A 12497-nucleotide genomic window follows, 5' to 3' on the forward strand; every position below is an offset into this window, starting at 1 on the left:
ACGACAATAGCCATATTTATTGTAGTATTATAGCCAAATACAGTCCATATAATTTGGACAATGAATTATATCATTTCTTCTTTATTCTGTCTTACTGATTTTTATCTCATGCCGATGAAGCCAACTTTAGCTGCTTGTATTATTCCTTTTTTTATCGGCTCAGCCTGTCTGGTCCAGGCGCAGGACGAAAAACCGGTAGCCATCGACACCCGTTACCAAACCGAAATTCAAACCTTGGCGAAGCGCCCGGCCGTCCAGAGTGCCTTCAAAACCTTCGTTGAACTGGAACCACAAACCAGGCAGGATCTCATCAGCCTGACCGAAACGGCGTCTCCCCCGTTCAAGGAGCAGGTACGCGCCAGAAAATACGCCGACATGATGAAAGCCGCCGGGGCCGATTCGGTCTGGCTCGATGAGGTAAGCAACGTACTGGCCCTGCGCCGGGGCAAAGGCCGCCGGAAAACCGTAGTGCTCGAAGCTCACCTGGACACGGTGTTCCCCGAAGGTACCGATGTGAAAGTGAAACAGAAAGGAGACACCCTGTATGCACCCGGCATCGGCGACGACACCCGCGGCCTGACCGCCGTACTGGCGGTCTTGAAAGGTCTCGAAAAACACAGCATCGAAACCGACGCGGATGTGCTGTTCGTGGGGGCCGTGGGCGAAGAAGGGCTGGGCGACCTGCGGGGCGTGAAGAACCTCTTCAAACCCAATGGCCCGAAAATCGACTCGTACATCGCCGTTGACGGCGATGGGATCGACGGCATTGTTCACCGCGGACTGGGTTCGCACCGTTACCGGATTACCTTCAAAGGACCGGGTGGCCACTCCTACGGCGCATTCGGGATCGTGAACCCGCATGGCGCACTCGGGAAAGCCATCTACTACTTCACTCAGGAAGCCGACAAGTTTACCCGCGAGGGGGTTAAAACCACCTACAGCGTCAGCGTAATCGGGGGCGGTACGTCGGTCAACGCCGTGCCGTACGAATCCTGGATGGAAGTCGACATGCGGTCAGAAAGCCCCGACAAGCTGAACGGCATCGACAAGCTCCTGCAGGCTGCCGTTCAGCGGGCGCTCACCGAAGAAAATCAGATGAAACGCGCCGGACCCGATTTGACGGTCGACGTAAAACAGGTTGGAGACCGACCATCGGGCCGGATCGAGCCAACCGTGCCGCTGGTACAGCGGGCCATGGCCGTAGCCCGATTTATGGGGGTTACGCCCCAGCTGAGCGTAGGCTCTACCAATGCCAACACGCCCATTGCCAAGGGTATACCCACCGTCACGATTGGCAGCGGGGGCACAGGTGGGGGCGCCCACTCGCTGAACGAATGGTGGCTGAACGACAAAGGCTATCTGGGTATGCAGCGGATTCTGCTGGTACTGCTGGCCGAAGCCGGTGTAAAATAACCCGATCTGCCCATGAAAAGCCGGCGTTTGCTGCTGCTATTGATTTGCCTCGTGGCCCGGAACGTCACGGGGCAAACTCAACGCGTGGGTGGCCCCTGTGAAGGCTGCGAGGCCATTCACGAAAGCCCGGTTCCCTTCGATAAACTAACAAGCTTCCTGACGATGTCCGATGCTACCTGGACCGGCAACAAGCCGTTGAGCATCAACGGAACCGTTTATAAAGCCGATGGCAAAACCCCTGCGCCGGGCGTTGTCCTTTACGTGTACCATACCGACCAGACCGGCCGTTATGTAGCCAGGCAGGGCGCCAGGGGATGGGAACGTCGGCATGGGTCCTTACGCGGCTGGATGCGCACCAATGAGCAGGGCGAATACAAGTTCGTTACGCTCCCCGGCTCCTTACCCCCATGCAGACGAGCCGGCTCATATTCATATCACCCTCAAAGAGCCGGGCCTGAACGAGTACTACATCGACGAATTCCTGTTCGACGACGACCCGCTGCTCACCGCCTACAAACGCCAGAAGCTGGCTAACCGGGGTGGCAGCGGCATTCTGAAGCTCAAAGACGCAGGCAACCTGTACAAGGCCGAGCGGCCTATCTACCTGGGTCGCAACATCCCCAATTATCCGGCTCCGCACCGCTAGTGGGGCAGGTCGTACAACGCTTATTGCCGCTGGCCATAACTGTAGCACAGCCCGTCGGGCGCTACTACGAAAAATACCTGCCAGCTCACGTCGCCATGCTGCTGGAAGCTCAGTCCGGAGAGTTCGCGGGTCAGCCCCCTGGCTTTCAGTTCGGCCAGGGCCGCCGATACGTCGTCGACCTCAAAAAAGCAGCCGTCCTGGGTGGGATCACCGCCGTTTTCGGCCAGGCCAATCTGAAGATCGTCGCGCACGATCAGCGCCGACTTCTGCGGCAGGTCGGTCCGGGAAACCACCCGAAAGCCGAGGGCAGTTTCGTAAAACGGCAGGGCCGATTCGAGGTTCTGCACCGGCAAATTCAATTTATCCTGCTGGTAAGGCCAGGCTTGCAGAAGGATCGCTTTCGGTTGTTCCATGGGTTTTGCCGGGATCAGGCGGGTTTCGTTCACAGGATCAGCAAGGTACGAAACAGGGCCGGGCGAGCAACAGGCGATGAGCAGACAGCAGGGCTACCCTGCCGAACGACCGGCTACATCCATTCCCGTATAAAGCCGGTTCCGAAACGGCTTCTGGGATGCGGCTTTTCCGCACCTGCGTATTATACCGGGAAAGACCAGAACGAAAAAAGGTAAAACCCATTAATCTCACCCCAACCCAACCACACAGGGTCGTGTCCTCACGCCCCCCTGTCCCAACGTCAACGCATGGCAGGCGCATAGGGCGCTGCGCTACTCACTCCGCAGACTCTGCACCGGATTCATCAGGGCGGCTTTCACACTTTGAAAACTCACCGTCAATAACGCAATACCCACCGCCAGCACACCCGCCAGCGCGAAGACCCACCACGCCATGTCGATCTTGTAGGCGAAGCTTTGTAGCCATTTGTCCATTACGTACCAGGCCACGGGAACGGCCAGTAGAATGGCAATCAACACCAGCTTTAAAAAGTCTTTGGAGAGCAGGCCAACAATACTGGCGACCGACGCCCCCAACACTTTCCGCACGCCAATCTCTTTGGTGCGCTGCTCAGCCGTAAAGGTGGCCAGCCCAAAGAGGCCCAGGCAGGCGACGAAGATGGTGAGACCGGCGAAAAGACCAAGTATACGCCCGGTTTTCTGTTCGGCCAGGTACGTATCGTTGAACCGCTTGTCGAGAAACGAATAGGTAAACGGCGCATCCGTGGCAAGCTGTTTCCATTGGTTCTCCAGCGAAGCCAGCAGCCCGGACACGTCTTTCGTTTTGGCTTTGACAATCATTGTTCCGTTATTCCGTCCGAGGATCATCACCAAAGGAGAAATCGACTCGTGCAGGGAGCGAAAATGAAAATCTTTCACGACGCCAATCACCCGATACGTTCTCTTCAACCCGTCGTTTTCGGTATGGCCGATGGATTTACCAACCACATTGCCATGCCAGCCAAACGTTCGGACAGCCGTTTCGTTTAAAATTACGCCCGATGAATCGGTGCCATATTCTTTGGCGAAGTTTCGACCAGCGGCCATCTCCATGCCCAGTGTTGGGATGTACTCATAATCAACATCGTACCGGAGGCCCTTCACAAACTGGTCGGGGTTGCTTTCCGAATACATCATGTAGTTGTTGTTGTAACTTGGCCCCGCTGGCAGATAGCCCGACATACTCACCCGCACTACCCGAGGGTCCTGCATGATCTGGTTGCGGAAAACCTCTTCTTTTTTTGCCAGTTGCCATGTATCGGGTAGTACCAGCACCTGTTCTTTGGAATAACCCAGCCTCTTGTTCTGAATGTAACTCAGTTGCCGGTAAACAACGGTCGTGCCAATCATCAGGATGATCGAAATGGAAAACTGAACTACGACCAGGCCGCTGCGTAAGCCAATACTTTTCTTGTCGCCGGTGAACTTCGTGCCTTTCAACACGACGATGGGTTTGAACGACGACAGGAAGAACGCGGGATAGCTTCCAGCCAGTATAGACACCAGGACGCCCAGCAGCAGCAGGCTCGGCAATAGCCAGACCGACTCGCCAAAGTTCAGGGTCAGGGTTTTACCGGCCAAGTCATTGAAAAGTGGCAAGGCCAGGTAAACGATGCCAATGGCCAGCACCAGCGCAATCATGGTTAGTAACAACGATTCGATCAGAAACTGATTCGCCAGACTTTGCCGGACAGACCCCAGTACTTTCCGAATACCCACTTCTTTGGCCCGTTTCGAGGCTCCGGCCGTGGATAGGTTCATGAAATTGATGCAGGCAATCAGTAGCATAAACACAGCAATGGCTCCGAAGATGTACACGTATTGAACATCACCGTTGGCGTCCATTTCTCCGGTCAGATTCGAGTGCAGGTGAATATCGGTCAGGGGCTGCAGCAAAAAAGCAATGTCGTTTCCCTTTTGTCGAAACTGGGTCATGTTCAGACCAAACACCTTCTGGATTTGCGGCCCCATGTATTTGCTGACCATTTGGGGGAGTTTGGCCTCCAGTTGTTTTGGATTATACCCCTTATTCAGAACCAGATAGGTAAAGAAACCCGACGTCATCCACGTAGGCGATTTCGCATCCGAAACGCCCGCCATCGACATAAACATGTCGAAATGGAAGTGGGAGTTAACCGGCATTTTGTTCATAACACCGGTAACTTTAAACAGGGCGTTCCAGCTTTTGATCGTTACGAACTTGCCCAGTGGGTTTTCATTGCCGAAATATTTGCGGGCCATCTCCTGGGTAATCACAGCCGTATTGGGCTGAATCAACGCTGTTTTCGCATCACCCTGGATGAGGGGAAGCGTGAACACCTGCAAAAAATTAGAGTCGACATATGCTAGCTGATCATCCCGAAACGATTTGTCGCCAACAGTAATACCCGGCGAGCCGACGGTGTGAATCCGGGTGGCGTCTTCGACTTCCGGATAATCCGCTTTCAACGTCTGCGCAACGGGGGGCATAACATTGGCTTCGTTGATCTCTCCGCCATTCATAACGGCGTGAAAAACAACCCGCACCATCCGATCGGCCTTGTCATTGTATCGGTCATAGCTGAGTTCGTCGAGCACGAACAGCATGATGAGCAGACAAGTCGCCAGCCCCAGCGCCAACCCGACGATGTTAATGGCCGAGAACGCCCGGTTGCGAACCAGATTCCGCCAGGCAATTTTTACGTAGGATTGGAGCATATGCGTCGAAGGGAAGAGTTGTTGAATCAGGTTGGGTGATTCTGTACAACGGAGTACCACCGCTCGGGGTCCGTCTGTCGTACAGAATCACCCAGCAACTGTTAGACAACTGTCATGCCACGACTAAAAAACGTTGTTTGGGGCTTGTTGAAGGCTATTTTACTATATGTCATGTCCGAAACTGGACAACGCCCGTCCGAAACTGTACGGGTTATGGGCTGGAAATCGCCTGATTCGCTCTTTTGCCTTTCTTTCCTTTGACGGCTGTTCCGCTCACGCCCAGATGTACTATAGCTGCTTCCAGAACGGTATCCCGACCGGCTTTCCAGTCGGCAACCGTCGACTTGACCAGCACCTGTGGCTGAATACCTTTGGCGTTCCATTCGGTACCGTCGGGGTACATGTCGCGTTTGGTACACACGCGGGCCATTACGCCACCGGGCAGGGCAAAGGACAACGGCTGACCGGTGCTGCCGCCCGTTGGTTCGCCAATGATGGTACCCCGTTTCATGGCGTCGAAGACGACGGCAAAATCCTCGGCTGCGGAGAACGTCTGTCCGCTGGTAAGCACCACCACGGGTTTGATGTATAGTTTTTTGCCATTGGCAGGCCAGCCGGAATCGTCGGTTTGGACGGGTTCAAAAACCACACCTTCGCCCAGGGTTGTGACTGGTTATAAACAGCAGTAGAAAGCCCCAAAGTATGTGTCGCATAGAACGCCTTGTTTTCGATCATACGATCCAATCAAACGGGCATCCGGTTGCTTTTTGGATGGGGAAACTATTGGATGGTTTGGTTATAGAGACAACGCATACGTTGTCTCTGCAAGCGACGTCGTTTCGCCCCTATTCCGACCGCAATGATCTCACCGGGTTCATCAGCGCGGCTTTGATGCTCTGGACGCTCACCGTCAGCAGTGCAATCGTTACGGCCAGCAAACCTGCCAGGGCGAAAAGCCACCACGCGGTGTCGATGCGGTAGGCAAACGAGCTCAGCCACGCCCGCAAGGCCCACCACGCCAGCGGTACTGCCAGCGCAATGGCGATCAGCACCAATACCAGAAAATCTTTGCTGAGCAACGTAACAATGCTAGACACGCTAGCCCCCAGCACTTTCCGAACGCCAATCTCTTTGGTACGTTGCTCGGCGGTGAACGCAGCCAGTGCGAACAGACCCAGACACGAGATCAAAATAGCCAGCAGGCCGAAAGACGTCACCAGCGTAGTCACCTGCTGCTCGCGGTGATAGAGGTCTTCGTAAGCCTCGTCCAGAAAATGATAGGCGAAGGGGTAAGTTGGATTGAACTGTTTCAGCAATCGTTCCAGATCGGCAAGAGCCTGCGGGGTTTGACCATGGCGGGGTTTCACCATCAGATACTGCCCATTAGGCGGCATATAGGTCAGCACCAGAGGCCCAATAGACTGGTGCAGGGAGTTAAGATGGAAATCCTTCATCAGGCCGATGATCGGCCCTTTGCCGAACCAGAACGTGATTGGCTGCCCCACGGGTTTAGTCATACCCATGAGTTTTGCGGCCGCTTCGTTGATGATGTAGGCCGACGTATCGGCATAGCTGTTGGGCCGAAAATCTCGCCCCGCGATAAGCCGGATGCCCGTTGTTTTGATAAAATCATTGCCAACCGACATCGCCGATACCTCCACCAGCTGCTTAGGGTTACGTCCTGGCCATTGCAGATCCGTAGAGCGGCTCTGGATGTTCAGCGGCAGGTGGGCCGTGGTGGTGGCTCCGGCAACGGATGGGGCCTGAAGCAGCACCTGCCGAAAGGCTTCTGTCTTTTCGTAATCGTCTAACTTGCCTTCCAGTCGAACATAGATCATGTTATCGCGGTCGAGACCGAGGTGTTTGGTGCGCAGGTAGGTCATCTGCTGACCGATGCCCAGCATACCGATCAGGAGGAACGTGGACAAGGCAAACTGAAAGACAACCAGCATCCGGCGAAGCTGCACCGGCCCACGAGACGCCGGGCGCCAGCCCGCTCCTTTCAGTATGCTAAGGGGGGTAAGGCCCGACAGGAATAGAGCCGGATAGCTGCCTGCCAGTAAGCCCGTAATCAGCACCAGTCCTATAATGCCTGCCCAACGTAGTGGATCGGTCAGATCGAGTGTGAGGTGTTTGTCGAAAACAGCATTGAACTCGGGCAACGTGAACCACACCATGCCAAGAGCCACCCCCGCCCCTACTGCACATAACAGTACCGACTCGCTCAGAAACTGCCCCATTAACCCGCGCCGACTCGAGCCAATGACCTTTCGAACGCCCACCTCCTTGGCCCGCACCGCCGACCGGGCCGTGCTGAGATTCATGAAGTTGATGCAGGCGAGGAGGAGAATAAACAGGGCCACCACCGCAAAAATCCGGACGTACTCGATCTGTCCGCCAACAGCCACACCGTTCTCATACTCGCCCCACAGATGCAGGTCGGTGATCGGTTGCAATACGATGCGCTCCTTGTTGTCGAACGTAGCATACCGCCGAAACAAACCCCGCATGGCGGTTTCGGCCTGCGCCGACGATACGTCGGGCCGGAGCCGAAGGTACGTCTGCACCGAGTTGAACCCCCACTGATTCTGCCACGGTTGTTCCTGCACGGTAAAGTTGGCCAGCCAGTCGAACGCAAGGGTCGATGTCGCGGGCAGGTCTTTCAGCACCGCCCCCACCACAAAAACCCGGCTGTTGTCGAGTTGAAGCGTTTGGCCAATGGCCTGCCCGGCGGGGAAGTATTTGGCGGCCATCGTTTGGCTGATAACGATCTGGTTGGGGTTGGCCAACGCAACTTTAGGGTTGCCCTGCACGGCAGGCAGGTCGAACACATCGAAGAAACTGGCCGACGCGTATTGGCCCTGCTCTTTGGCCACCCTGTTGCCCACCCGCACGAGACCTTCTGTAGGCCAGGTAAGCTTAGTAGTGCCCATCACCTGGGGTATGTCGCGGGCAATAGCTGCCTGTAGGGGACCTGGCGTAGCATATGCAGTTTGGGTTTCGCCCCCGTTCAGGTTGTAGTTGACCCGCACCAGAAATACCCGGTCAGCATCGGGAACGTACCGATTGTAGCTTAGCTCGTCGCTTAACCACAGGCCCACGAGCAGGGCGCAGGCCATACCCATGGCCAGGCCAAACACATTGATGCCTGAATAGACCCGGTTTTTGGCGAGATTCCGCCAGGCGATTTTAAGGTAATTGCGGAGCATAGTCCTGAGCAGGCGCTTGATAAAAACAGGCGCTTGCCGATACGCTTCGCAAATCAATGACCAATTCCTGAGAAAGGCTCCTGGAGGCTTGTTGAGGGCTTTTTGACTCAGAAAAAACGGGCTTTCCCTGTCCGCTTTCGGACAATAGCTGTCCGGTTTCAGCATGGTCCCGGCAGCGGCAAACTGGGTACTGGTGTCGCCGAAGGGTTGTTGGCTCGTATGTATGCCCAGCCAACAATCCAAAAAATTACCGGGTGCTATTGGCTGGTCGGTAGGTTAGGCCCACGTAAAATCCGTTGCTGTCGTGGCCGGGGTTGCGCTCGTAACCGGGATTATTTCCGTTCGAGATATGCACATGCCGAATGCCCGCCAGCAGGGACATAGTGCGGGCCAGCCGGATTTCGCTGCCGATGCCGTATTTAGGTGATCTATTGAGCTGTGTACCGGTTCGCGACTCCGAGAACAGGCCGTAACCAGTGGTGGGTTGCGGGAATGGCTCCGCAAACAGGATCAGTCCGGCCCCGGACTCGAAAAACAGCTGGATGTATGCAGCTTGACCGGCTCGAAGCCCAATGGATTCTGATACCATTTTATGAAGGGCGGATAGGTTAATACTTGCCCATGGGCAACCGTAATCAGGGTAAACAGGGCGATGGTGAGCCCCTGACGGGAGAGAAGATACATTGCTTCAGGGGATCACAAGGGTTCGTTGCTGCACGGTATGCGCGCTGAAATAGCCCAGGGCACCACCGCTCAGCCTGGTGGGCGGTGGTGCCCTGGGCTGGGGTCTGATAGCTGGCCACCCTTTGAATAGCCGTGTTCTGAAAGCGGGAATCGGTTCGGTAGCTGACCTGATCCCTGGCTACCCTGGGCGGCATGGTGGCCAGGGCCGTGTACGTATTCTGATCGACGCGTACCGTCACTTGATACCGATGGCCCCGTACGCCTTTGATCGTTGTAATACGATACACGCCCGTTCGTCGTAAGCAAGGAGGATTGAGCCGGTCCCGCAAGCCTGACATAATCGAATGGACAAACTCGAACTTGAGACTGGTCAGCAGGAATCTGAAGCAACAGGGCCCCACAGCGAGTAGGTTTGCCGTTTCGCACAGCGGTGGCCAACTGTAAAGTCCGTCACTCGGCAGTCTGGAATGCATCATCAACTCAACAAATAGTACGAAAGCAAAACGTTGATTAGTGAGATGGCAATTTGAGAATGCAGCGAATTCCTATAATTATTGTTTTCAGCTTAAACAAGCCGTCTGAAAAAAACGGGCGTTCAGTGAGACCATTTCCTTTCACTACTGCTTACTCTAGACATACCAAACAACGAGCCCCCCCTTACCAGGGGGTGATTCGTTGACTAGTCCATCGCGCTATCGTACGAATAATTAAATAGTCCCGGCGGTAAAATGATCCACGGATTAGACAGGCCACAAAACTTACTTAGTAGCCAGATGAACGACGGGTTGAGTAACTGGTTTGGTATACTGATAAGCCCACCCAATCAACAAAAATTGAATCCCAATTCGTACTACGCTATTCCCCAAAGCAGGATCAGTGGTCTGGTAGAAATGCAGTGTTTGGGGCAGATGAATCAACAGTAGGTAGACCAGTAGCATCCCTATTATCAGCATGGCCGCTATCCGGCGCGTGATAGCCCAAATCAAACCAAGGGCCAGGCTAATTTCCACCAGACCACTACCGGCAACCAGGAACATGGGGGCCGGTAGCCAGTCGGGTACCATAGTCAAATAATTAGTTGGTTTAATTAAATGGAACCCACCCATACCAGCATAAAAAGCGGCCATAATCCAAAGCAACACGTTCTTCATAAGGTGCATGTATCGTTTTCTGGTTGAGCAGCAAGACAATGAGTTGTTTGTTCGTTGGCTGCTGAGAGTGACGTGGCAGAACTGACCTGGAGCCACTACCCAACGTTAGGATATTATTTACTGTTGTCATTTGGCGCATCTGGTAAGCTTAATCAGGCTGCTTGCGCTTCCCAGACCACCGGTGGCATTATCAGTAATCCTTGACTAATAAACTGGATGAGAGTCCATAAGGGCCAGATTAACATCATAAGGCCTAATTCAAATGCCGAAATTCGCTTGGCGCTTTGCCGGTTCGGCTTTTGAATAATTTACTGAAATGAGACGGATACTCAAAGCCTAGATCATAGGCAATTTCGCTGACTGATTTTTCGCTCCCCCATAGCATCGATTTGGCCCGTTCGATCACCTCCAGATGAATTAGCTCCTGGGTAGTCTTGCCCGTCAGCTTGTGTAACGTATCGGTTAGGTACGCAGGGGAGACGTTCAACAGCTGGGCAAAATAGCCTACGCTGGGCAAACCGGACTCCGCTCTGTTTTGGTCATCAAAACAGGCCCTCAGTAGTATCTCAAACTGCTGGAGCAGATCCGAATGTTGTTTGCTTCGGGTCAGAAACTGCCGATCATAGAAGCGGCTACAGTAGTGTAAGAGTAGATCAATCTGACTCACGATTACACCCTGGGTATGCTTGTCAATCGATTGAGAATACTCTCGTTTGACCTGCTCGACACATTCTTTCAGAATAGCATCCTCGGCTTCGGAAATGTGCAGGGCTTCGCGCGTAACATATTGAAAAAAACTGTACTGGTAGATTTTACGGCCCAACTCGGTTCCATACAACAGATCCGGGTGAAAATATAACGCCCACCCTGCCTGGATATGCAAATCCGCATTGACTGACATGACCTGATGGGGGGCCGTAAACAGTAAGGTTCCTTCATCGAAGTCATAATAGTTCTTTCCATACGTCAATAGCCCCTCAAAGCGCTTACAGACGATGGCGTAAAAGCCGAGGCTTACCGTCTGATCGGCGCATTGCTTGGTCTGGCCAGGAGAAATCTTGGTCAGATCGACTAGGGTGATTAGTGGGTGTTTCGGCTTGGGGTAGCCTAAGCGCTCGTGCAGTACACTGATTGAGTCAATGGTTACGATCGTTTTCATAGTGTCTAAGCATATAGTCCGACTAAAAGCAAATCGCCTTTAGTCGGACTGGTACGGCTTACCCCTGGGCAGCTTCCGAGGTAGGTTGCCAGGCTTTCCAGGTGTCCAGCCGTTGTTGATACGTAGGTTCGATCATTCGTAAAGGCATGTTGCCCAGCAGCAATCGAAGGGGCGGTTTTGGGGCTTCAATAACTTGCATTATCGCATCAGCCGTTGCTTCGGGCTTGCCAATCATGGCGGGATCTGACGATTGCTGCTTCATTGCATCTCGCAGGGGCTGATAGGCGTCAATAGGCTGGCTATGCGCAGCTGAGGTGGTGCCCCAGTCAGTGGAATATCCCCCCGGCTCAATCAGTGTAACGTCGATATTAAACAGTTTGCCTTCCTGACTTAGGGTTTCACAAATACCTTCCATTGCCCATTTTGAGGCATGGTAAATCCCTAAACTAGGGAATGCCATAATGCCGCCAATGCTGGAGACTTGAATAATATGACCCTTCATCTGAGCCCGCATCAGGGGGAGAACAGCTTGAATAATCCAGAGAGAACCAAACACGTTGGTTTCCATCTGTTGACGGGCCTCTTCTTCGGTAATTTCTTCGATATAACCGAAATGGCCATAGCCCGCGTTGGAGATCAGCACATCAATCTGACCAAAATGATCATACGCCTGTTGGACAGCTGAAAAACAGGCTTGCCGATCGGTCACGTCTAGTTGAAGTGGTAAGACCGCGTCGCCGTACTGACTCACTAACTCAAACAGTGCCTGCAAGTTACGGGCTGATGCCGCTACTCGATAGCCGCGTTCGAGAGCCGCTTTGGCCCAAATGTTACCGAACCCCCTCGAAGCGCCAGTAACAAAGATCACTTTGCTCATGATATTTAGTAGTAAGTAAAAACGTTGTGATGACCAGACAAAGGTCAGCTTGATAGCTACTTTTCCACGTATATATAGCCCAGGATTTCTTATACATTTACCAAGCCAGCACCAGAATAAAGCCCCTCAAACATATATCCTTGGCTTTACTGCAAAAGCATTGATTTGTCTGGGGCAACGAATCTACAATAGTCACTTTCCGTTTATTT

Annotated in this window: 10 protein-coding genes; 2 read left to right on the top strand and 8 right to left on the bottom strand. The window is 53.6% G+C overall.

Features of this window, described 5'->3' with window-relative positions; all coding sequences use genetic code 11:
- The first annotated feature begins 114 nt into the window (after positions 1–114).
- Both EQG79_RS15750 and EQG79_RS31640 read left to right on the top strand, forming a co-directional pair.
- Positions 115–1413, top strand: coding sequence for a M20/M25/M40 family metallo-hydrolase (locus EQG79_RS15750; RefSeq protein WP_240699369.1), 1299 nt, complete (start codon positions 115–117; stop codon positions 1411–1413).
- A 358-nt stretch (positions 1414–1771) separates the two neighbouring features.
- On the top strand, positions 1772–2059 hold the full coding sequence (locus tag EQG79_RS31640; protein ID WP_394343311.1) for a peptidase associated/transthyretin-like domain-containing protein: 288 nt from the start codon (positions 1772–1774) through the stop codon (positions 2057–2059).
- Positions 2060–2079: 20 nt separating this feature from the next.
- On the opposite strand, the gene EQG79_RS15760 is transcribed toward EQG79_RS31640, so the two are convergent.
- The 8 genes from EQG79_RS15760 to EQG79_RS15795 all read right to left on the bottom strand — a co-directional run bounded on the left by EQG79_RS15760 (position 2080) and on the right by EQG79_RS15795 (position 12288).
- Positions 2080–2472 carry a VOC family protein gene (locus tag EQG79_RS15760; RefSeq protein ID WP_129602963.1) on the bottom strand — a complete coding sequence of 131 codons (393 nt, stop codon included), beginning with the start codon at positions 2470–2472 and terminating at the stop codon, positions 2080–2082.
- 312 nt (positions 2473–2784) lie between these two features.
- On the bottom strand, positions 2785–5208 hold the full coding sequence (locus tag EQG79_RS15765; protein WP_129602489.1) for an ABC transporter permease: 2424 nt from the start codon (positions 5206–5208) through the stop codon (positions 2785–2787).
- A gap of 211 nt (positions 5209–5419) precedes the next feature.
- Complete coding sequence (locus EQG79_RS15770; protein WP_201723575.1) at positions 5420–5857, bottom strand: S41 family peptidase; 438 nt, start codon at positions 5855–5857, stop codon at positions 5420–5422.
- A gap of 196 nt (positions 5858–6053) precedes the next feature.
- Positions 6054–8417 carry an ABC transporter permease gene (locus tag EQG79_RS15775; RefSeq protein WP_129602491.1) on the bottom strand — a complete coding sequence of 788 codons (2364 nt, stop codon included), beginning with the start codon at positions 8415–8417 and terminating at the stop codon, positions 6054–6056.
- Positions 8418–8664: 247 nt separating this feature from the next.
- Positions 8665–9006, bottom strand: coding sequence for an acyloxyacyl hydrolase (locus EQG79_RS15780; protein WP_077923208.1), 342 nt, complete (start codon positions 9004–9006; stop codon positions 8665–8667).
- Positions 9007–9859: 853 nt separating this feature from the next.
- Positions 9860–10252: a DoxX family protein gene (locus tag EQG79_RS15785; protein WP_129602493.1), complete on the bottom strand. Its 393-nt coding sequence runs from the start codon at positions 10250–10252 to the stop codon at positions 9860–9862.
- A 253-nt stretch (positions 10253–10505) separates the two neighbouring features.
- Positions 10506–11411, bottom strand: coding sequence for a helix-turn-helix domain-containing protein (locus EQG79_RS15790; RefSeq protein ID WP_129602495.1), 906 nt, complete (start codon positions 11409–11411; stop codon positions 10506–10508).
- 58 nt (positions 11412–11469) lie between these two features.
- Entirely contained in the window at positions 11470–12288 is an 819-nt protein-coding gene (locus EQG79_RS15795; RefSeq protein WP_206445590.1) for an SDR family oxidoreductase, read from the bottom strand.
- Between the last annotated feature and the right edge of the window lie 209 nt (positions 12289–12497).

It is taken from the genome of Spirosoma sordidisoli (assembly GCF_004138325.1).
Classification (GTDB): Bacteria; Bacteroidota; Bacteroidia; order Cytophagales; family Spirosomataceae; genus Spirosoma; species Spirosoma sordidisoli.

Coding starts and splice junctions, on each gene's coding strand:
- EQG79_RS15795 (WP_206445590.1), bottom strand. CDS start 12,288: ATGAGCAAAGTGATCTTTGTTACTGGCGCTTCGAGGGGGTTCGGTAAC.
- EQG79_RS15765 (WP_129602489.1), bottom strand. CDS start 5,208: ATGCTCCAATCCTACGTAAAAATTGCCTGGCGGAATCTGGTTCGCAAC.
- EQG79_RS15780 (WP_077923208.1), bottom strand. CDS start 9,006: ATGGTATCAGAATCCATTGGGCTTCGAGCCGGTCAAGCTGCATACATC.
- EQG79_RS15775 (WP_129602491.1), bottom strand. CDS start 8,417: ATGCTCCGCAATTACCTTAAAATCGCCTGGCGGAATCTCGCCAAAAAC.
- EQG79_RS31640 (WP_394343311.1), top strand. CDS start 1,772: ATGAGCAGGGCGAATACAAGTTCGTTACGCTCCCCGGCTCCTTACCCC.
- EQG79_RS15760 (WP_129602963.1), bottom strand. CDS start 2,472: ATGGAACAACCGAAAGCGATCCTTCTGCAAGCCTGGCCTTACCAGCAG.
- EQG79_RS15750 (WP_240699369.1), top strand. CDS start 115: ATGAAGCCAACTTTAGCTGCTTGTATTATTCCTTTTTTTATCGGCTCA.
- EQG79_RS15785 (WP_129602493.1), bottom strand. CDS start 10,252: ATGAAGAACGTGTTGCTTTGGATTATGGCCGCTTTTTATGCTGGTATG.
- EQG79_RS15790 (WP_129602495.1), bottom strand. CDS start 11,411: ATGAAAACGATCGTAACCATTGACTCAATCAGTGTACTGCACGAGCGC.